This is a genomic window from Haloarcula nitratireducens (genome assembly GCF_019599505.1).
This window is the reverse complement of record NZ_RKLT01000007.1, coordinates 13,234-33,739: the sequence shown is the minus strand read 5'-3', so window position 1 is coordinate 33,739 and position 20,506 is coordinate 13,234. Positions and strand designations below refer to the sequence as shown.

General features: G+C 63.5%; 17 protein-coding genes. 12 read left to right on the top strand and 5 right to left on the bottom strand.

The window, feature by feature from the left end:
• Positions 1-248: 248 nt before the first annotated feature.
• The 6 genes from EGH23_RS16175 (at position 249) to EGH23_RS16150 (ending at position 6,288) form a co-directional block, all read left to right on the top strand.
• A complete protein-coding gene (locus tag EGH23_RS16175) occupies positions 249-1,796 on the top strand; it encodes an NADH-ubiquinone oxidoreductase-F iron-sulfur binding region domain-containing protein (protein WP_220581026.1) in 1,548 nt (515 codons plus the stop codon).
• A 75-nt stretch (positions 1,797-1,871) separates the two neighbouring features.
• The gene (locus EGH23_RS16170) at positions 1,872-2,816 is read left to right on the top strand and encodes a 2Fe-2S iron-sulfur cluster-binding protein (RefSeq protein WP_220581025.1); all 945 of its coding nucleotides are present in this window, start codon (positions 1,872-1,874) and stop codon (positions 2,814-2,816) included.
• Entirely contained in the window at positions 2,813-5,215 is a 2,403-nt protein-coding gene (gene fdhF / locus EGH23_RS16165; RefSeq protein WP_220581024.1) for a formate dehydrogenase subunit alpha, read from the top strand. Before EGH23_RS16170 ends, fdhF begins: the two co-directional genes overlap by 4 nt.
• 17 nt (positions 5,216-5,232) lie before the next feature.
• Positions 5,233-5,571: a hypothetical protein gene (locus EGH23_RS16160; protein ID WP_220581023.1), complete on the top strand. Its 339-nt coding sequence runs from the start codon at positions 5,233-5,235 to the stop codon at positions 5,569-5,571.
• A gap of 103 nt (positions 5,572-5,674) precedes the next feature.
• Positions 5,675-5,947 (top strand): hypothetical protein, encoded by a 273-nt coding sequence (locus tag EGH23_RS16155; protein WP_328766190.1) that lies wholly within the window; start codon positions 5,675-5,677, stop codon positions 5,945-5,947.
• A gap of 59 nt (positions 5,948-6,006) precedes the next feature.
• Entirely contained in the window at positions 6,007-6,288 is a 282-nt protein-coding gene (locus tag EGH23_RS16150) for a hypothetical protein (RefSeq protein WP_220581022.1), read from the top strand.
• Between the two features lie 31 nt (positions 6,289-6,319).
• Here the strand turns inward: EGH23_RS16150 and EGH23_RS16145 are convergent, their stop codons facing one another.
• The 4 genes from EGH23_RS16145 to EGH23_RS16130 form a co-directional block, all read right to left on the bottom strand.
• Entirely contained in the window at positions 6,320-7,891 is a 1,572-nt protein-coding gene (locus EGH23_RS16145; protein WP_220581021.1) for a TrkH family potassium uptake protein, read from the bottom strand.
• A gap of 103 nt (positions 7,892-7,994) precedes the next feature.
• Positions 7,995-8,543 (bottom strand): SPW repeat domain-containing protein, encoded by a 549-nt coding sequence (locus EGH23_RS16140; protein WP_220581020.1) that lies wholly within the window; start codon positions 8,541-8,543, stop codon positions 7,995-7,997.
• Positions 8,544-8,613: 70 nt separating this feature from the next.
• On the bottom strand, positions 8,614-9,921 hold the full coding sequence (locus EGH23_RS16135) for an APC family permease (RefSeq protein ID WP_220581019.1): 1,308 nt from the start codon (positions 9,919-9,921) through the stop codon (positions 8,614-8,616).
• Positions 9,918-11,585 (bottom strand): ABC transporter substrate-binding protein, encoded by a 1,668-nt coding sequence (locus EGH23_RS16130; protein WP_220581018.1) that lies wholly within the window; start codon positions 11,583-11,585, stop codon positions 9,918-9,920. Before EGH23_RS16130 ends, EGH23_RS16135 begins: the two co-directional genes overlap by 4 nt.
• Before the next feature lie 141 nt (positions 11,586-11,726).
• Here EGH23_RS16130 and EGH23_RS16125 point away from each other — a divergent pair, with 141 nt between their 5' ends.
• The 5 genes from EGH23_RS16125 to EGH23_RS27490 all read left to right on the top strand — a co-directional run bounded on the left by EGH23_RS16125 (position 11,727) and on the right by EGH23_RS27490 (position 13,901).
• On the top strand, positions 11,727-12,395 hold the full coding sequence (locus EGH23_RS16125; protein WP_220581017.1) for a helix-turn-helix domain-containing protein: 669 nt from the start codon (positions 11,727-11,729) through the stop codon (positions 12,393-12,395).
• Between the two features lie 84 nt (positions 12,396-12,479).
• Positions 12,480-12,584: a C2H2-type zinc finger protein gene (locus EGH23_RS16120; protein ID WP_220581016.1), complete on the top strand. Its 105-nt coding sequence runs from the start codon at positions 12,480-12,482 to the stop codon at positions 12,582-12,584.
• A 110-nt stretch (positions 12,585-12,694) separates the two neighbouring features.
• The gene (locus EGH23_RS16115) at positions 12,695-13,180 is read left to right on the top strand and encodes a universal stress protein (RefSeq protein WP_220581015.1); all 486 of its coding nucleotides are present in this window, start codon (positions 12,695-12,697) and stop codon (positions 13,178-13,180) included.
• Positions 13,181-13,461: 281 nt separating this feature from the next.
• Positions 13,462-13,719, top strand: coding sequence for a DUF8028 family protein (locus tag EGH23_RS16110; RefSeq protein ID WP_220581014.1), 258 nt, complete (start codon positions 13,462-13,464; stop codon positions 13,717-13,719).
• Positions 13,716-13,901 (top strand): DUF8106 domain-containing protein, encoded by a 186-nt coding sequence (locus EGH23_RS27490; RefSeq protein WP_483867117.1) that lies wholly within the window; start codon positions 13,716-13,718, stop codon positions 13,899-13,901. The genes EGH23_RS16110 and EGH23_RS27490 overlap by 4 nt, the downstream gene beginning before the upstream one ends.
• Positions 13,902-14,629: 728 nt before the next feature.
• On the opposite strand, the gene EGH23_RS16105 is transcribed toward EGH23_RS27490, so the two are convergent.
• Positions 14,630-15,904 (bottom strand): orc1/cdc6 family replication initiation protein, encoded by a 1,275-nt coding sequence (locus EGH23_RS16105; RefSeq protein WP_220581113.1) that lies wholly within the window; start codon positions 15,902-15,904, stop codon positions 14,630-14,632.
• A 1,607-nt stretch (positions 15,905-17,511) separates the two neighbouring features.
• Between EGH23_RS16105 and EGH23_RS16100 the strand changes: the two genes are divergently transcribed.
• Positions 17,512-20,451, top strand: coding sequence for a PAS domain S-box protein (locus tag EGH23_RS16100; RefSeq protein ID WP_220581013.1), 2,940 nt, complete (start codon positions 17,512-17,514; stop codon positions 20,449-20,451).
• Positions 20,452-20,506: the final 55 nt, after the last annotated feature.

Below are 20,506 nucleotides of genomic sequence, written 5' to 3'. Positions count from 1 at the left end.
CTATAGCAAGTATCCGACTGGATCGATTTAGGGACCGAGACCTCCGCGACGCCGGGAGCGCTATCGGATGGCGATGGCACACACCAAGGAGGTATCGTCGAGCGCATGAACAGAGTCGAACCGTCGAGAGCCGAGCCGCGGGTCGGCCCGCCGGGCCGCTCCGAGCGACGCATTCGCTCGTCGGTTTCCGCCTACGGAAGAGCACACCTCCCATACATTGATTACGCTCGCGCAATACGCTTTAGGCCGTGACCGGACAGCGAATCATCGAGTCGGACCCAGCCGTTCGTGTTTCCACCGGTAGTGAGAACCGCTCGCAGGGCCGAGTGGTGCTCGAGGCGGCGCGGGACGCCGACGCGTCGGTCGCGACGGCGGCCGTCGGACCGACCGGGCACGTCGGACTGGAGCCGCTCGTCACGGCGACGCTCGACGGCGAAACGGCGTTTTTCACCGAGTGTTCACCCGGGCGAACGCGCTCCCTGACCGAGGCGCTCGACGACGGGACGCTCCCGTCCGAGGACGCGGCGGCAGTAGTCGAACACGAACCGGGGACCGCGACACTGCCCGTCCCGGACGAAGGGCCGCTGGCCGTCGGTGAACGCGGGGTGCTCGGCCCGTGCGGCTGGGCGGTCCCGGGAAGTATCGAGGACTACCGCGCGGGAGCGGGCTCGCCCCCGACGGACCTCGACCTCGCCGACGCGCTGTCGCGGCTCCGCGAGACCGGCCTCCGCGGCCGCGGCCGCGGCGACGCGACCGCCGACGCCTCCGTCGCCGACGAGTGGGCGACTGCGAGCGAGGCGGCGGGAGATCCCGTCGTCGTCGTCAACGCGAACGAGGCCGACGACGCCGCCGCCGGCGACGGACTCCTGCTCGAAAGTGCGCCGCTCTCGGTGCTCGCCCCGGCGTTGACCGCGGCGGACGCGCTCGGCGCAACCGACGTCGTGGCCTACCTCTCGGAGGACGCGGACCTCGCCCGCGAGCGGGTGCGGGCGGCCGCCGACGCGCTGGTCGAAGCGCGCGACCCCGAGGCCTCGCTCCGCGTCGTCGTCGGCCCGGACGAATACAAGGCGGGCGAGCCGACGATGGCGCTCGAAGCCATCGAGGGCAACCATCGGATCGAGGCCCGACGGCGGCCGCCCGGCCCGAGCGAGTACGGGCTGAACGGCCGACCGACGCTGGTTCACACGCCGCGGACGCTCGCACAGGTCGGTCGCGTCCTCGCTGAGAGGGATCTCGGCGGCGTGCCGGCCGACCCCGGGACGCGCCTACTCACGGTCAGCGGTGACGTCGCCGCCCCGGCGACGGTCGAACTCCCGACGGACGCGACGCTCTCGGACGCCCTGCCGGCGGTCGAACTCGAAGGATCCCGGAAAGCCGCCTGTGTCGGGGGCGTCTTCGGCGGCGTGACCCGTTCGCTCGACGTGCCCGCGAGCGCGCCCGGCCTCGAGAGCGCGCGCCTCGGGACCAACGGCGTCGTCGAACTGGTCGGCGAGGCGACCTGCATGGTCGCGCTCGCCGGCGAGCGAGCGAAGTTCGCCCGCGAGGAGAACTGCGGGCGCTGCGGTCCCTGCCGAGAGGGGTCGAAACAGCTCGTCGACCTCCTCCGGGACGTCTACGACGGCGAGTTCGAGGACGGGATGCTCCGCGAACTCGGCCGCACGATGCGCGAGACCAGCCTCTGCGGGTTCGGGAGCGACGCCGCGAGACCAGTGACGACGACTATCGACGTTTTCGAAACCGAATTTCACGCCCACGCCGACGGCCGCTGTCCGAGCGGGACGTGTACGAAACTATGAGTTTAGCTACACCACGCCGACGTCTCGACGTCTCGAACCGACCGATCAGCGACGCTGCAGCGTGCGAGGGGTTCGATGAGTACTGACCCGATCTGGGAGGACACGACGACCGGAGCCGACGTCCCGCTGACCGAAGATATCGCGCCAGGGACGGCGAACGACCCGCCCGCCGGCGCGACGGAGGACGCGACGCTGACCGTCGACGGCCAGACCGTCGAAGCCAGCGCGGGTTCGACGCTGCTCGACGCCTGCGAGGCCGTCGAGACGGACGGCGACGTGCTCGCGCTCTGTTCGTACGACGACGAGGAGCAGATCGGCCCGCGCAGCGAGTGCCGGACCTGCATGGTCGAGACGGAGGAACACGGTATCGTCCCGTCCTGTAGCTTCCCCGTCGAGGACGACATGACGGTCTCAACGGACACCGAGGCGGCAAGCGAGGCCCGGGACGTGAACTTGGACCTCATCCTCTCGAACCACAACTTACTGTGTACGACCTGCGGGGCCAACGGCCGCTGTGACTTACAGGACGTCGCTATCGAGAACGACGTCGAGGAGCCGCGCTACGGCGTGTTACACGACCGGAGCCAGCTGGAGCCCATAGACGACTCCTCGCCGTTCATCCAGATCGACCGCAACAAGTGCATCCTCTGTAACCGCTGTGTCGAAGCCTGCAACGACGTGCAGGTCGAGGGCGTCCTCCGGATGGAGGAGTCCGGCGGCGAGACCCGCATCGGTTTCCAGAACGACGCGGACACGATGATGGACTCGACCTGCGTCTCCTGTGGCCACTGCGCGACGGTCTGTCCGACCGGGGCGCTCGTCGAGCAGGGACTGGTGGACGCGACGACGCTGCCCGTGCCCGGCTTCACGCACAAGAACTCCGCCGAGGGCATCGTCGGCGAGGACTACGAGCACCAGCAGACGCAGATGACGCCGATGAAACGGGAGGGCGACACCCGAAACGAGCCGCGCGTGTCCAGGCCGGAACCGGCGGCGACCGCGGAGGACGACTGGCTATGAGCGACGACGAGACGCCGGACACCGAGAAAGAGGGCGTCGCGGGCTTCATGGCACGCGCGCGCGAACAGGCGCAGTCGCAGGCGAGAGACGCCGTCGAGGAACACGTGCAGTCGCGGGCGAAAGACGCCGTCAACGAGCACGTCGTCCGCCCGTTCGAACACAAGGTGTCTGACTTCGCCGGCAACGCGATGTCGGAGGGGCGGCTCTTCTCGGTCGCGGACGCCGTCAGCGACTACCAGCTCAACGAGATCGACGTCACGGACACGACCTGCGAGTTCTGTGCCGTCGGCTGTCGGTTCGACGTCTACTCGAAGGACGGCGAGATCCTCGGGAAGCGGCCGAACCCCGATAAAGCGCCGATAAACGGCATCTCGACCTGTGTGAAGGGGAAGTTCAGTCACAGTTACGTCAACAGCGACGACCGACTGACCCAGCCGCTCGTGAAAGAGGACGGCGAGTTCCGCGAGGCGTCGTGGGACGAGGCGCTCGCGCGGGTCGCCGAAGGGCTCGACGAGATCCGCGAGGAAGACGGTCCGGACGCGCTGAGCTTCGTCGCCTCCTCGAAGGCGACCAACGAGGACAACTACGTGATGCAGCGGTTCGCCCGCGAGGTCATCGGGACGAACAACATCGACAACTGCAACCGGCTCTGTCACTCTTCGACGGTGTCGGGGCTCTCCAGCACGTTCGGGTTCGGGGCCGCGTCGGTCGGGCTGGAGGCGCTCGAAGAGACGGACTGCTACCTGCTCACCGGGTCGAACACGACCGAAGCCCACCCCGTCTTGGCGACGCGGATCAAGCAGAACGTCAAGGACAACGACGCCGACCTGTTCGTCTTCGACCCGCGGAAGGTCCAGATCGCCGAGTACGCCGACCAGTACTCCCGCGTCGAACCCGGCTACGACACGACGTGGCTCAACGGCCTGACCCGCTACATCATCGAGAACGACCTCCACGACGAGGAGTTCATCGAGGAGCGGACCACCGGCTTCGAGCAGATCGAGGAGACCGTCCAGAAGTTCACGCCGGAGTTCGTCGAGGAGAAGGCGGGCGTCCCGCCCGAGGAGATAGCCAACGCCGCCGAGACCATCGCCGAGGCCGACTCCTGCGTCTTCGGCTGGACGCTCGGCCTGACCGAGCACTCCCACGGGACGGAGAACATCTACGCGATAGCGAACCTCGCGCTCGTGACGGGCCACATCGGAAGCCCCAAGTCCGGCGTCTCGCCGTTCCGCGGCCAGAACAACGTGCAGGGCGGCGGCGGGGACATGGGGCCGCTCCCGAACAACTTCCCCGGCTACCAGCCGGTCGCCGACGAGGAGTACCGGCGGAAGTTCGCCGACGCCTACGACATGGACGTCGACGACATGCCCCGCGAGGAGGGGTACCGGCTCACGGACATGTTCCTCGCCGTCGGCGAGGACGACCTCCGCGGGATGTTCATCCAGGGCGAGAACCCCGTCACCTCGGAACCGAACAGCGGGCACGCGAAGCAGGCCCTCGAAGGGCTGGACTTCCTCGCCGTACAGGACATCTTCCTGACCGAGACCGCCGAGCACGCCGACGTGGTGTTGCCGGCCACCTCCTCGCTGGAGTCCAACGGCACGTACACGTCCTCGACTCGTCACGTCCAGTTGGTCAAACGGGCCGTCGACCCCGTCGGGAACGCGAAACCCGACTGGCAGATAACGAAAGAGCTCGCCGCCGAGTTCGGCTACGAGTGGGAGTACGACCACCCGAGCGACATCATGGACGAGGTCAACGACCTCGTACCGATATACGGCGGTATCACCCACGAGCGACTGGAGAACTTAGACGACGGCGACGGCCTCCAGTGGCCCGTCTGGGAGGATGACCACCCGGGAACGCCGTACACCTACGAGGACGAGTTCCAGACGCCGTCCGGGTTGGCCCACATGCACGTCTGTGACACGGTCGATCCCTCGGAGACGCCCGACGAGGACTACCCGCTCGTGATGACCTCCGGACGGGTCCTGTATCAGTACCACACCGGGACGATGACGTTCCGGGAGGAGGGCGACATGTCCTACAACGACAGGAGCTTCGTCGAGATCCATCCCGACACCGCCGCGGAGTACGGGGTCTCCCAGGACGATATGCTCCGAATCACGTCCCGCCACGGCGAGACGACGGCGATGGCACAGCTCACGACGCGCCCGAGCGAGGGCGAGATCTTCATCCCGATGCACTATCTCGAGGGCGGCGCGAACAACCTGACGAAGGAGGAACCGCTCGACGGCCCGGCGCGGACGCCCGAGTACAAGGTCACGGACGTCCAGATCTCGCTCGCCGACGCCGACGCGGACGGCTCCGTCGTCCGCGTCTCGAACCCCGACGCCACGGACGAGACCGACGCGGACGCACCGTCGGACGACTGACCAGCGAGGACTTCACAATGAGAGACGTAACAGCGGACGACATCGACAAACCCGTGCTCACCGCCGAGGGGAACCGAATCGGCACGCTCCGGGCGATCGACTATCCCACGATCTACATCGAGCTCGACGACGAGATAGGCGAGGGGCTCCGCAGCGACATCAAGGTCTCCGAGACGACGTCGAAGCGGGCGAACGGCGAGGTGCTCGCCGGCGCGCCCATCGGCGCGATAGAGGGCGTCACCGACGAGGGGATCCACTTCTGGCAGTCCTACGCCGCGGAAGCGCGACACGAGGCCGTCGAGTACGAGGAGATTCCGGAAGAGGGCGGCCACGAGGAGCCCGGGGAGCGGCAGTAGCCGAGAGAGAACCGAACGCGAACACCGGCGACGCGCGGGCGGCGCGGCGGCAACGTTATACGACCGCCGCGCGGACGGTACGGTAACGGCGAGCACACTACCCGTGATACTGACCATACTCGATACGCTGTTCGGCCGAGACGACGACACAGGCATCGGTCACGACGAGCGGACCGACCGCGAGTGCAGCGTCTGCGGGACGACGTTCGACACCGCCCGCACGACCTGCCCCGCGTGCGACAGTCAGATATACCGAACGAGAACCAGAACGCCGAACGCGCGGTTCAACCTGCTGTTCGTGATGGCGCTCGCCGGCCTCGAAGCGACCTACAACGTCGTGACCGGGCAGTACCCGAAAGAAGGTCCCGGCGCCTGAGTCCGGCGGAGCGAAAGGGAACCGGAATACACACAACGGACCCGCCCGCCCCTCCGGGCATGGCACAGACCGTCGACGACCTCCGAAACGAGATCAGACAGGCCGTCGGGCGCTACGAGCGCGTCGAATCGACCGCCTTCACCAAGGAAGCTCTCGCCGCTATCTGCGATGCCGTCGGGTACGACGTCGACTCGAACGCGCTCCCGCCCAAGCCGCAGATGCGAGCCGGAATCCTCTGGCGGATCGGTGAGTTAGACGACGACGACCCGTCACAGGCCGAACGTCCCTTCCGGAAGGCCCAGCTTCGGGCGATCGCCGACGCGTTGGAACGACAGGGGTGACGCGATACCGGCCGCATCGACCTGTCGAGTGTCAGCCGGATTGGGACTGGCCGCTCGGTTCGACCTCGTTCAGCACTCCTCGGAAGAAGACGAGCAGCGGGATGATCTCGAGTCGGCCCATCCACATGTTGACGGTCAGCATCAGCTTCACGCCGGCCGCCACCGCCGGCTTCGAGAGCGACGAGGGCGTCACGATGCCGCTGACCAGCCCGACGTTCCCCTGCGCGCTGGCGACCGTGAACAGCACGTTCCGCAGCGGAACCCCCTCCGGTCCGATCGGTAGCAGGACGAGGAGGACGAACACGCCCAGTAAGTAGACCGCCGCCCAGAGAATCGTGATAGTCACTGCGTTACCGTAGTTCTCCGAGGAGTGTTGCCCCGAGACGGACTTGTCGATGGAGTCGGAGAGCGTCTCGTCCGGAAACGGGTCTCGAATGCGCGACCGGAGTCCGCGGCTGATACTGATCCCGCGGATGATCTTGATACCGCTCGCCGTCGACCCCGACGCGCCGCCGAGGGCCATCGCCATCGTCAACAGCAGTATCGAGATGGTCGGCCACTTCCGACCGACGCTCGAGACGGTGTAAAATCCCGTTCCCGAGTTCGCCGAGACGAACTGGAAGACCGCGCGGAGCGCCGACTTAGAGAGAGAGGGGTACACGGTGTGAGTGGCGAGGTTTCCGAGGACGAGGGCCGTTCCGCCGCAGATGGTGATGGCCAGCCACCGGATCTGCGAGTCGGTGAGGAGGTCCGAGAAGTTCCGCTTGTACAGCAGGTAGTACGCGGGTAGGGGAATCGCGCCGACGAACATTATCGGCAGCGCCGCCGCCCGGACCTGCGGACCGTAAGCCTTGAAGCTCGTATCGGTGACGACGAAGCCGCCGGTCGCTAATCCCGTCATCGCGTGGTTGAGTGCCGCCCACGCGGGCATACCGACGGCCCAGAAGAGGGCGGCGGACAGGAGCGTCACGGCGGCGAACACCCCCACCAGTAGCTTCGGCGAGTTCGACCGGTCGCCCGACTGGAACTGGCCGAGCGGCGACCGGGACTCGTAGAACTGGGTGAGCATGGAGTTCCCGGACTGGTTCACGATGGCGACCGTGAACACGATCACGCCGAGGCCGCCGAGCCACTGGGAGAGCGAGCGCCACCACAGGAGCGTATGCGGGAACTCGCTCTCCCTTCGCGCCATCGTCAGCCCGCTCCCGGTGAGGCCGCTCATCGACTCGAACCACGCGTTGACCGGCCGGCGGAACGCCCGAAGCGTGGGATCGGTCGCTGACGCCGGTATCGGGAGGACGGCCGGGTCGAGGGCGACCGTCCACGCGACAGTGAGGAAGGGGAGCGTTCCCGCCAGCGCGGCGACGAACCAGACCGCCCCAGCGGAGGCGAACACCTCCGCCTTCGAGGCGTCGTCGGCCGCCGAGCAGAGCCGCGTCAGCGTCCAGCCGACGGCGAAGACGATTCCCATGGTAAGGAGCGTCCCCGGTATCGCGTAGTATTCCCCGTAGTAGAGGGAGATAACGACCAACGTTCCCATCACGGGGGCGAGGCGAGTGAGCGCTCGTCCGACGTTGTGACCGACCTGGAGGTAGTTAGTCATGGTCCCACACCCCTGTTGTAACTGCACTTATCACTGAGCATTTGATGTGTAGTACCTGCAACGGCGATGAGGGCGAACCGCACCGCGTTCGCGCCGTTCGGCGTCAGTTACCGCTCTGTTCCCCGTCGTCCGAATCGTCTGCCGAATTTCCGTTCGAGTCGCTATCGTCTGAATCGCTGTCGTTCGAACTGTCCTCGTTCGAATCGCTATCGTCCGAGTCGCTATCGGAGCCGTCCGAACTACCGCCCGAATCGCTCGAATCGTCCGACGAGTCGCCGTTCGAATCGCCCGAATCGTCGCTCGACGCGTACTCGACGCGGCTCCCGTAGGCGCTGATACCGCCGGCGAGCGCGACGCCGACGCCGGCGGCGACGTCGTTCCAGTGGAGCACGGCGCTCGTCTGCCAGAGCACGGCGGCGACGACCAACCAAGCGCCGAACACCGCGATCGCCGCCGCGCTCCACTGACTCGTCGACTGGTCGCGTCTCGCGTAGGTGTACGCCGCGAGGCCGACGAGCACGACACCGACGATGAGGTCGCTCCAGAAGTCCGCGAATGGGGCTTCGTAGAGGAAGGGCGGCCCGACGATCAGCCAGCACCCGACCGCGACGACCACGGCCGAGAGCCACTTGATCAGCGGCGCCGTGTTCATCGGCTCGACCCTCCGTTCGGTCGTTCGGCCGTCGGTCGTACTCCGACGGGCTCGCTCGTGAGTTCGGTCGTCATATGTCCTCCTGAACCTGTTTGATTCCCTCGCCGATCGCGTCGCGCTTGAAGTACAGCGCTTCGACGGCGAACACGACGATGGCGATGGCGACGACGAGGACGAACACCGAGTACAGCTGCGTGTAGAGGTACCAGAGCAGCGCACAGAAGAAGAACGCGCAGCCGGCGACGCCGACGAGAGGCGGAATCGCGGAGATGTCGGCCTCGTCGCGGTACAGGAAGGCGAGCGCGCAGACCGAGCCGAACACCACGATGTACATCAGCGACGCGAACTCCACGACCGCCTCCAAGCTCCCGAAGCTCGTGAACAGCGCCGTCAGGACGCCGATGACGAGGACCGCGTATATCGGTACCGACCGATCGCCGTGCGCCCCCATCTCCTCGGGGAGAATGTCCTCAGACGCCAGGTTGTCCGCGAAGATGGCGCTGTTGAACAGCGTCGAGTTGACCGCGCTGGCGGTCGAAACCAGCGCCGAGATGCCGACCGCGAGCGCGAGGTACTGATTTATCTCCAGGGAGGCGAAGAGCAGCGCCGCCTCCGGCTGTGCGCCGACCGTCGCTGGCGGCAGCAGGCTCGTGATGACGAACCCGACGAGGATGTAGATGAACGCGGCGATACCGATAGAGATGTAGATTCCGCGTTTCAGCGTCTCTTTCGGGTTCTCGAACTCGTCTTGACTGTAGAGCTGTAGTTGCCATCCCTCGAAGGAGACGAACGAGACCGACGCCGCGATGAACGCGTTGATGCCGAACTCGGAGAGGCCGAGGGTGAGGCTCTGATTGCTGAAGCCGAAGAACACCGCCCAGATAGCGAAGACGCTGATGATGCCGGCCTGTGCGAGGACCAGCCAGCGCTCGATGGAGGTCGACGAACCCGCCCCGAGGAGGTTGATACCGATGAACAGGGCGACCATTCCGACCGAGAGGACGCGTCGCATCGGGAAGCCCCCGAGATAGGCGGCCCCGATCATCATCTCGGCGAACGCCCCGAACGCGTAGGAGTACATCGCCATCGTGCCGATGTAACCGACGACGAGCGTCCAGCCGACGACCGCCGCGCCCGTCGACCAGCCTGTCAGTTCCTCGATGTAACTGACCGAGCCGCCCTCGCTGTCCGTGATCTGGTTGACGTTAGTGTAGGAGTACGCCGCACAGAGCACGACGATAGTCGCGAGGGTGTACGAGAGCCACGTCAGGACGCCGGCGGCCGCCACGACGATGCCGATCGCCGCGTAGATCCCGCCGCCGACGATTCCGCCGACGCCGAGCGCGACGCTCGTCGGCAGTCCGAACTGGTTGCTCATCGCGAACCACCGCCCTGGTCGCTACCGAGGAAGTCAGTGTCGTCTATCGATATCACGTTGTTCGGACTCACGACGCGCGGGTTGAGCTGCGCGTTCGGATGAATCCGGAATCCCTCGACCGTGTCCTTGTATCCGAAACTGTTCTGGTAGGAGTACGCCGGGAGGAGAGCCCGATCTTCGAGGGCTTCGGTGATAATGGACTCGTAGAGTCCCCGTCGCTTCTCCCGATCGCTCGTCTTCCGCGCGCGCTTGATGCGTTCCATGAGATCCGCGTTGTCGTAGAATATCCCCTGAGTCTTCCCTTCCTGGTCGTGATGAAGCGTCTGATAGACGAACGAATCCGGGTCGGGTCCGCCGTGGGTACCGTCGATGTAGACCATGTAATCGCTCGCCGAACCGCTGACGTGTTTCTCGAGATACCCCTCCCAGCTCGTCGGCGACACGGAGGCGCGCTGACCGGCCTCGCGGATGCCGGTCGCCAGCTTGCGCCCGATCTCCTTGCGCTTGGGGTCCTTCGGGACGAGAATCTCGATCTCCTTGTTCACGCCGGCCTCGCTGAACAGCTGTTCGGCCTTCGAGGTGTTCCGAGGGACCGACATGTCGCGCCACTTCTGTAACGGCATGTCCCACTCCTCGGCCATCTCCTCGGGCAGCGGGCTGTGCACCCGCTCGCCGACCGGTGCGATGAACTTCTCGACCTCCTTGTCCATGTCGATACAGTAGTCGATGGCCTTCCGGACCGTCTCGTCGGTGGTCGGCCCGTCGTTCAGATTGAATCCGATGTGATAGGTACTGTGCCCCTCCCGCAGGCCGACGTTCGTACCGTTCCGCTTCGAAAGGAGATCCCGGATTCGGGGAGAGACGGGTTCGATGATCCTGTTTCGTCCGGAGACGAGACTCATCATCCGGGTTATCGGCGACTCCTGATGAATGGCGGTTATCTTCGCGATAGCGGGTTTGGGCTCGCCCCAGTAGTCCTTCCATCGGACGACCTTGGCCTTCTTCTCCTTCGAGAAGTGCCGCACCTCGAACGGACCGGCTCCCACCGGTTCCTCCGCGAACTTCTCCCTGCCCGCTTCGCGAACCGACTTCGGCACGATCTCGTGCGTCAGGGAGTGAGTGAACGCCGGGTACGGATACGCCAGATTGAACCGAACGGTTCGGTCGTCGGGCGTCTCGATCGACTCGATCATGTCGAACCGCCAGCTCTTGGGCGTGTCCTCCTCGACCGGGGCCTCGAACGAGTATTTCACGTCCTCCGCCAGCACCGACTGCCCGTTCTGAAACGTGGCGTCCTCCCGTATCTCGACCGTATAGCGCCGGTCGCTCTCGTCAGTCTGCGGTCGACCGGTCGCGATCTGCGGAACGAGCTCGGTCGACTCGTCGTACGCGTAGAGACTGTCGAAGATCTTCTCGGCCATCTGCGCCGAGCCGACGTCGCGGATCTCGATCGGGTCCAGCGTGACGGGCGGGTGGAGTGTCCCGATACGGAGGTCGCCGCCGTCGGGCGTCGTCGGATTCGCCGAACAGCCCGCGAGCGCCGTCGCTCCTGCCGTCCCGAGCCCCGTCAATAACCGCCGACGACTCAGGCCTCTCGTGTTGTCTGGCGACCGCAGTGACTCCTCGTTCCGGTCGCCGGTCTCACTGTCTGTACTCTCTGTCACGACTTAGTTTTGGGTACTTAGCCGGACATGCCCTGTGCTGAATCATTCAGGCTACTTAAGTCATCACCGCGTATTCCGCCCGGTCGATTCGCCCGTGACACCCACACGCCTATGTCACTGCTGGCCGTCCCGTCCGATGAGATGGCAACAGCCGCAGAGATCAGTCTCCCGGCGGAGGAGTTCGCTCTCTGGGAGACGTTCACACGAATACCGGATGTCGTGTTCGACGTCGAGCGAGTGGTAGCCCACGGTGAGGCCCGCGTGATGCCGATTCTCTGGGCCAGCGGTGCCGAACTCGACGAGATCACCGACGCGTTCGACGCCGACCCGAGCGTCGAGGACGAGGAGTTGCTCGTCGACCTGGACGACGAGTGGCTCTATCGGATGGCGTGGGTCGACGATATCGCAGCCGTGGTCCAATCGCTCGTCTACGAAGAGGGGACGATCACGGACGCCCACGGGAGGAACGACCGGTGGAGCTTCCGAATCGTCTTCCCCGACACGGACGCGCTCTCGCGGACGTACCAATTCTGTCAGGAAGAGGACCTGACGATGGAGATCGAGAGCGTCACGCAGATGGAGAGCGAACCGGGCACGCAGTTCGGGCTCTCCGAGGTCCAGTACACGACCCTCATCACGGCCCACCGTGAGGGATACTTCGAAGTGCCGCGCGAGACGACCGTCGAAGAACTCGCCGAGAAGCTCGACGTCTCGGCGCAGTCGGTTTCCGAGCGACTCCGACGCGGACACGAGAAGCTCATCAGCAGCGCGCTACCCACCGCCGTAGAGGAAGCGAGCGACGACGAGTGACACCGTTTCTCCCCAAGGAAGACCTGAATATTCGCACGGAAGGTTCGCATCGACGCGCAGCGTAGCTCCGGCCGGAGGGAACTCGTGACAGATCAGTATCAGTGTCAGTACTGCGATGCGACGTTCGAGAGCGTGAGCGGACTGAACGACCACCGAGAAGAGAACCACGAAGAGAAACTGGGCGCGTAAAGACCGGAAAGCGCGCTCTACGGGAGGCTATCCCCCGGCACAAATAATTACTATAATAATAGTAAATCGGGGCCAGTATTTTACGCCTCGGTCGTTTCTACGCCGATAGGATGAGCGCAGAACCCACGGCAGAGAGGTCGAGCGCGGGACTAGAAACGGTACTGCTCGCCATCGGGGGTCGCGACGGGACGCGTATCGACTCGCTCGTGACGACCGTTCGCGAGATCGCCCCGCCGAACGACGCGACCGTCGTGATCGCTCACGTCTTCGATAACGGGTCCTATCGCGAAGCGGTGGAGCGGATACTGGACGCCGAGACGGCAGACATCGAACCCGACGAACTCGCCGCGGAGATGGGCGTCACGCGGGTCGTAACCGAAGAACTGGCCGACGACTCCATCGACTGTTACGCGCGCGCCACGACCGGGAGACGCGGGGAAGGGATCGTCGAGATCGCCGAGGAGGTGGACGCCGACCGCGTCGTCGTCGGCGGTCGCCAGCGGTCGCCGGCCGGCAAAGCGGTATTCGGTAGCACCGCCCAGACGGTGATGTTGAACGCTCCCTGCCCGGTGACGTTCGTCCGCGACCGAGCGTAGTCACCGCTCTTCGAGGATTTTATCCGCATTTTTGATAGGTCGAGCCGGTACCCGTGGCGAGCGTGATCGTGACACAGGGATAGATCGGGTTGTTCCGACATCTATCGCCTCTGGTTCGGCTTTAAAACGTCTCCTGGAATCTAAGCGATCCTCGTCAGTTTCAGAAAGTGGCTAAAATGGGGTGAAACGGGATCTTCTTTGTAAACAAATCTGAAACGATACCAATCATCTGGCGCTTATATGATGATATGCGTTGATAGGTCGGAGTAAGGAACCCACCCATGTCGACCGCATCCTCCTCGCTTCCACGCCCGCCCGCGATCGTCGCCGTCGTTCAGTCGGCGGCAGTCACCACCATCGAGGCGCTCGTGACGACCGTTCGGGGCCTCGCCTTCTGGGCGACGATCCTCCTTCCGATCGTCATCTCGATGACGCTGCTGACCGGCGTCGTCGCGTCCTCACCACACTTCGTCGGCAGTCTGTTCGTTCTGAACGTCGTGTGTGCCGCCTTCGGGCAGAACTACTCGCCGGGCAGATGAGTCTGGAACGACCGCGCTCGCGAGAGCCCGATCGGAGAGACTCGAAGACAGTCTTGTTCTGTCCCGCCTGCGACCACGAGAGCCCGATAGACGGTGAGTGGCTGTCCGACGTCTCGATCGATTCCGACCGGTTGCTCTGTCCGCGCTGTGAAACTGTCGTGGTCGATCGGTCACTCCGTTGAGTCCACTCTTTCCGGCTTTCTCTCCCTCTCTTTCTCGCTGGCGTCGCTCTGTTGTCGTTCGCCTCTCAGACGTGCGCTGACCCGTGGGTATCGAAATCGAACGAGGTCACACACCCCTCTATCGAAGTGTTGGGCAACCGGAAACGACCGCCAGCGAGAATTCCGACACACCGGTCGATCGATCGGGAGTGGACGGACCAGTATCGAATCGAGATCAGTACAGTGAACCTCTCACTATCGGTTTCGGCCGAACACGGGGTAACAGCAGAAGGAACCGAACACTTCGATAGAGGGGAGACCGTCCGAACGGACTCGTCGAAAAGACACTTCGATAGGGGAGGGTGACTACTCGGAGAAATCGTCGGGAGAACACATCGATAGGGGGGAGCGTGACTACTCGGAGAAATCGTCGGGAGAACACATCGATAGGGGGGAGCGTGGCTGAAGGAACTAATCGGCGAAAACACTTCGATAGAGGGGGGTGACCGTCAGAGCGAACCGGTCGGCGAAACCCTCGACGGAGAGGGCGACCCGAACGTCGGTCTACTTGGAAACGGAGAGCGCCTCGAGCTCGCCTATTACTATCCGGAGGACGACAGATCCGACCCTTCGGCACTGAGAGATATCGGCACTAGAGCGCCTTTGAACGAGATCTACACTTCGATAGAGGGGTGTGGTTATCAGAGAACACTTCGATAGAGGGGTCTGTCGGATCCGACGTGCGTCGGTTACGCCTCGTTTCGGACCTGCGCCCTGACGACGGACTGCACCTCATCGGCGGCGACCATCTCCAGTCGAGAGTCTTCCCTGAGAGTTTCGAGGATGGTCCGTGGCCGCTCGCCGAACTGGAACTCCAAGAACATCCCCGAGCTCGGACCGTGGCTCCGCCGCTCGAAGTCCACGAGCGAGTAGGTCGTCATCTCCTTCATCTTGTTGACGTACGTCTCCTGGTGATACTGGTCGGCGTCGATGGAGTCGGTGAGGAACTGATAGACGCGATACCCCGTCGTGCTCCGGGCGGTTTCGTCTTCCGTCTCCGTTGCAACCGCCGCGGTCGCGTACAGACAGAGCTTCTTCTGCGTGCTGATGCCGCGGACGACCTCTAACACGCGGTTCTTCTCGACCTTGTCCTGAGCCGCACGGACGTGTCGTTCGCGGACGTTGGAATCGCCCTCCCGCTCCGCGAGTTCGCCGGCGACCCGAATCAGGTCGATGGCTTTCCGCGCGTCGCCGTGGGTCTGTGCGGCGAACGCCGCCGCCAGCGAGATGACGCCGTCGTCGAGGACGTCCTCGTGGAAGGCGTCCTGTCGTCGCCGGAGGATCGACTGCAGTTGGTTCGCGTCGTAATCGTCGAAGTGGACGTCCTCGGGGGTGAACGAACTCAGCGCGCGACTGCCGACGAGTTCCATCATCTTCGTGTCGTTCGAGATGGCGACGACGGAGATGTGAGCGGTCATCTCGTCGTTGGCACCCGCACGCGAGAGCTGGTAGAGGAGCCGCGAGAACGCGGGGTCCTGTTTGTCGCGGCGGCCGACGAGCATGTCGAGTTCGTCGAGAACGAACACCACGGAATCGAAGTTCTCGTTGACGATGCGATACAGCTCGTCCCACTTCTCCTTCGTGGCGACGCCGTGTTTCGGTACCTCGATGTCGACGTCCGCTTCGTCGGCGGCGCGGCGACCGAGTTCGTAGACGGCGATACCGAGCGTATCGAGGTCCTGGCAGTTGACTTCGACCGTCCCGAATCGGATGTCCCTCGACGAACAGATCTGACTGATGTTCTTACAGACGGCCTTGGTGATGAGGGACTTCCCCGTCCCCGAGGGACCGTATAGAAAGAGATTCGGCGGTCGGTTGTCACCGAGTGCGACCCGGAGCATCTTCGTTACTTCCTGGAGCTGCCGGTCGCGGCCGACGATGCGGTCTTCCTCGACGACGTGGTTGGGATCGAGCAGCGAGCGGTCGCGAATCAGCCCCTCCTGCTCCTCGAACTCGAGAAGCATGTCCTCGATAGACTGCGAGCCGTCGCTGTCGCGAGCCGACGATTCCTCGCCGTCGAGAGAGACTGACTCGCTATTTTCGGTCGAGATCGACGTACTGGCATCGGGAGCTGACGTCTCGCTCTCAGCGGGAGACGACGGTTCTCCCTCTTCGGGTGACGACAGTTCTCTATCTTCGGTCGATGACGACTGTTCCTCGCTGGACTCGGTCGTCGGAGCCGGCTCTGTATTCGTCCGAGTTGCATTCGAATCAGAAACCGGGTCGAGTTCGCCTGCGGACTCGGCCTCGTCGGCCGTGGTTCGCTCGTCCGCGCTCGCCAGGAGATCAGACTGTGTCGTCGCTTCGGAATCGTCCGGCCTCGACGACTCGGTGGTGTCGTCAGTCTCAGAGTCGTCAGCGTCCATGACCGAACCGACACGTTCAGGGGGGAAAAACGTTACTCACCTCTATCGATGTGTGATTCCGTTATTGAGTTCGTCAGTAGCGCGTTAATGCGATTTCGCGCTTCCCGGATGCGAGAGGAGACAGAAGTAGTGACGATATGTTCGGGAAAAAAGGGACACACACACCCCTCTATCGATGTGTTCGAGCGAAAGGAAGGGGTGGGGGTTCGAGCGGGTTCATCGAGAGAGCGGTCAAAACAGATTCGGTAGAGAGAGCCGTGTCCTCACCTCTAACGCTAGAAGCCGAAATATAGAATGTAGAACCTCTCACACTTCGATATTCGTTCTTCTTCTTCTTTCTTCTAGCTTACTAGCGACAACACACACACACCCCTCTATCGATGTGTTCGATGTGTTCCGAGGGGTGGGATCCTCACTCTGGAGGTAGAAACGAAGCAGCCGGATCGTACACTTTCCGTAGTAGCTCTCGACACCACTGTAGAGCCGCTTTAGAGTCTCTTCGCCATTTCTATAGTTTTCGCCGCTCTCTCTCGACTTCCGGCACATTCTCTGTACGGTGGGACGTCGCTCGTTACCGGCTCTCCGCTCGACGGTCCCCCCTACACAGTCGGTCAGAACACATCGATAGAGGGGTGTGTGTCCCACACGGTTCGAACACGTCCTTCGATCGTCTTTGTGCTTTCCACGAGTCCCGGTCGACACCACACTCCCCTAACAGTCGGAACACATCGATAGAGGGGTGTCTGTGTCTTCCCTCGAACGAGGTCACCGAGCGAACCGGTGATCTATCGCTTTCGAAAGCGGAGTTCCCACGAACCACTCTTCGACTCGTATACGTCTTCGCAGCTTCCGAAGATTGTATTTATGCTCTTTTTAGTATCTGGATTAGAGTAAATATATTCTTATTGTCAAAAACGTACCTATATCCCTCCTTATATCTCTACATAGGCATTATATGTCCATGAAAAGTGTATATATAATTATATATGGCGAAATTCAAAACGCAATTCTACATATCTATATTCTCTCGCCCATATCTCGTCTGTAGCCATTTCGGTAGTTCTAGTGCACTGTTCCGATCAGTAATTTCCGATACGACGATAGCGGCCGAGACGGGAGACGGGCTACACTACGATTACCCGAAACCCCGACGCACCACAGGTTTAAGAACGCTGGCGGGTACATTACAGCTATTACGCGCTACCATGGGATCCGGGGAAGGGGCTGACGTCACCGTCGCGGACACGCTGGCGGTCTTCGAGCGACTGGAACAGTCATCGACGCCGCTGACGACGGCCGAAGTCGCCGATGCGCTCGATTGTCACCGTCAGCGTGCCCGCCGATCGCTCGACCGACTCGTCGATCGAGGAGTGCTCCAGACGAAGGAAACTGGTCCCGAAAGCCGCATCTGGTGGCATCCAGCGGAAGCTACCGCGACCACCGATATCGATTCGCCGTGGGACGAGGACGACCAGTTCGCCGAGTTCGTCCGTTCGGTGGAAGATTACGCGATTTTCGTCCTCGATCCGAAGGGGTACGTCGCCAGCTGGAACGACGGAGCCAAGCGAATCAAGGGGTACGACGCGGACGAGATCGTCGGCGAGCACTTCTCGACGTTCTACACCGACGAAGACACCGAACGCGGGGTCCCGGAGCGGAACTTGGCGGCCGCCGAGGCGAGCGGCCGTATCGAATCCGAGGGGTGGCGCGTTCGAAACGACGGCTCGGAGTTCTGGGCGAACGTCACTATCACCGCGATCCGGGACGACGACGGCTCGCTAAAGGGGTTCACGAAAGTCACCCGGGACCTGACCGAGCGAAAGCAACGCGAGGAGGAACTCCGCCGAGAGAACGAGCTGACCGAACATCTCTTGAGGACGGCACCGGTCGCCATCACCGTACAGGACGGCGACGGCGAGACGGTCATGGCCAATCAGCGCGCACAGGACGTCCTCGGTCTCTCCGAGCAGGAGATCGTCGGCGATCCCGCGGATCGCGACGAGTGGGAGTTTTACGACGGCGACGGTAACCCTCTCGCTCCCAGCGAAACGCCGATGGCTCGCGTCTACGAGACCGGTGAGGCGCTGTTCAACGAGGAGATCGCCATCGACCGCCCCGGACGGGACCGCCTCTGGATTTCGGTCAACACCGTCCCGCAGTTCGACTCGGAAGGCTCGCTCGAACGGATAATCTCCGCCAGCGAGGACATCACCGAACTCAAACGTCAAGAGGCCCAACTCCGGCGAGAGCGGGATTTCGTCGATCAGATTCTCGCTGCCGCCCCGCTGAGTATCCTCGTCGTGAACCGCGACGGGAGTATCGAGAAACTGAACCAGCGCGCCCGGAACCGCCTCGGTCTCGAGGAATCCGGCGAGTACGCTATCGGTGACCAACTCGTCTACGACGCGGACGGCGACCCGATTCCGCTGTCGGAGCGGCCCTATATGCGGGTGTTCGAGACCGGCGATCCGGTTACCGACTGGGAGGGTCAAATCGACCTACCCGGCGGACGGGCGTGGATGTCCGTGACCGCTGTGCCGTTCGGCGACGAATCGCCGCCCGAGCACGTCGTCCTCGCCGTCAAGGACATCACGAAACTGAGGACCCAGGCCGAGCAACTCGAACGCCAACGCGCCGAACTCGAGGCCGAACTCGACGAGGTGTACGACCGGATAACCGACGGGTTCATCGCTCTCGACGAGGAGTGGCGCTTCACCCACGTCAACGAAGCCGCCGAGGAACTTATCGAACGGGAGGAAGCGGCGGTGCTCGGCGAGAGCGTCTGGGAGGCGTTCCCCCAGGCGGAGACGGGGGTCGTCTGGGAGAAGGCCCACGAGGCGATGGAGACTCAGGAACCGGTCAGCTTCGATTGGTACAACGAGTCGCTCGAAGCCTGGGTGGAGATTCACGCCTATCCCTCGGAGACGGGGATGTCGATCTACGTCCGGGACGTGACCGAACGCGTCGAGTCCGAGCGAGAACTCGAAGCCCGCGCCCGTCAGCAGTGGGTCGTCTCCGAACTCAGTCGGCGCGCGCTCGAGGACACGGACCTCGATGCGCTCTTCGAGGGAGCGGCCAGACTGGTCGCCGACGTCCTCGACAACGAGTACGCGAAGGTTCTCGACCTCGATCAGTCCAACGACGAACTGCTCCTCCGACAGGGCGTCGGCTGGGACGACGGAATCGTCGGTACCGGGACGGTCTCGGCGATCGAAGACGACTCGCAGGCGTCGTATACGCTCCGCTCGAAGGAACCCGTCGTCGTCGACGATCTAGCGACCGAGTCGCGCTTTTCGGGTCCCGACTTACTTCGCGCGCACGGCGTCAGTAGCGGCATCAGTACGATCATCGGATCCTACGACGATCCGTGGGGTATCCTCGGCACGCACGACACCGAACGGAAGTCGTTCACCGACGAGGACGTCACGTTCGTCCAGAGCGTCGCTAACATCCTCGCTGAGGCCATCGAACGCCACGCCTACCAGACCGAGCTGGAGGAGCTGGTCGCGGAACTCGAAGCGTCCAACGAACGGCTCGAAAGCTTCGCGAGCATGCTCGCGCACGAACTCCGAAATCCGGTCACGATCGGCCACATCTACAGTCGACAGCTGCCGGACGAGACCGATTCCGACGCGGTCGAATACGTCACGGATGCGTTCGACCGCATCGAGACGATGATCGACGTGATGTTGGTCCTGGCCCGAGGCAACGACGCCGTCGATACGACCGAATCGGTGAATCTGGCGGAGATGGCGCGCGAAGCGTGGGACGACGTAGGCGGGTTGTCGGCGTCGCTCGACATCGACCTCGACATGACGGTACAGGCAGACGAGACGTACCTCCAGCACTTGTTCGCGAACCTCTATCGGAACGCGGTCGAGCACGGCGGCGAGGATGTCTCGATCGCCGTCGGCGAACTGTCGTCGGGATTCTACGTCGAAGACGACGGAATTGGAATCCCAGAAGACGACCGGGACTCGGTGTTCGAAGTCGGCTACACGACGGCTGCCGAGCAGGGCGGCACCGGTCTCGGATTAGCGTTCGTCAGGGAGCTGACCGAGGCGTACGGGTGGGAGTGCCGCATCACCGAGAGCGAATCCGGCGGCGCGCGCTTCGAGTTCAGGTGTATCGGAGAGGACACGTAGGGAGCGTTCGCCGCATTACGTCGACGGCTCTCTGCAACAGCTGTACAACTGTCTG

Excerpts from the sequence above, each read along its gene's own strand:
- EGH23_RS16170 (WP_220581025.1), top strand. The coding sequence starts at position 1,872 with ATGAGTACTGACCCGATCTGGGAGGACACGACGACCGGAGCCGACGTC.
- fdhF (WP_220581024.1), top strand. The coding sequence starts at position 2,813 with ATGAGCGACGACGAGACGCCGGACACCGAGAAAGAGGGCGTCGCGGGC.
- EGH23_RS16160 (WP_220581023.1), top strand. The coding sequence starts at position 5,233 with ATGAGAGACGTAACAGCGGACGACATCGACAAACCCGTGCTCACCGCC.
- EGH23_RS16150 (WP_220581022.1), top strand. The coding sequence starts at position 6,007 with ATGGCACAGACCGTCGACGACCTCCGAAACGAGATCAGACAGGCCGTC.
- EGH23_RS16145 (WP_220581021.1), bottom strand. The coding sequence starts at position 7,891 with ATGACTAACTACCTCCAGGTCGGTCACAACGTCGGACGAGCGCTCACT.
- EGH23_RS16140 (WP_220581020.1), bottom strand. The coding sequence starts at position 8,543 with ATGAACACGGCGCCGCTGATCAAGTGGCTCTCGGCCGTGGTCGTCGCG.
- EGH23_RS16135 (WP_220581019.1), bottom strand. The coding sequence starts at position 9,921 with ATGAGCAACCAGTTCGGACTGCCGACGAGCGTCGCGCTCGGCGTCGGC.
- EGH23_RS16125 (WP_220581017.1), top strand. The coding sequence starts at position 11,727 with ATGGCAACAGCCGCAGAGATCAGTCTCCCGGCGGAGGAGTTCGCTCTC.
- EGH23_RS16115 (WP_220581015.1), top strand. The coding sequence starts at position 12,695 with ATGAGCGCAGAACCCACGGCAGAGAGGTCGAGCGCGGGACTAGAAACG.
- EGH23_RS16110 (WP_220581014.1), top strand. The coding sequence starts at position 13,462 with ATGTCGACCGCATCCTCCTCGCTTCCACGCCCGCCCGCGATCGTCGCC.
- EGH23_RS27490 (WP_483867117.1), top strand. The coding sequence starts at position 13,716 with ATGAGTCTGGAACGACCGCGCTCGCGAGAGCCCGATCGGAGAGACTCG.
- EGH23_RS16105 (WP_220581113.1), bottom strand. The coding sequence starts at position 15,904 with ATGCTTCTCGAGTTCGAGGAGCAGGAGGGGCTGATTCGCGACCGCTCG.
- EGH23_RS16100 (WP_220581013.1), top strand. The coding sequence starts at position 17,512 with ATGGGATCCGGGGAAGGGGCTGACGTCACCGTCGCGGACACGCTGGCG.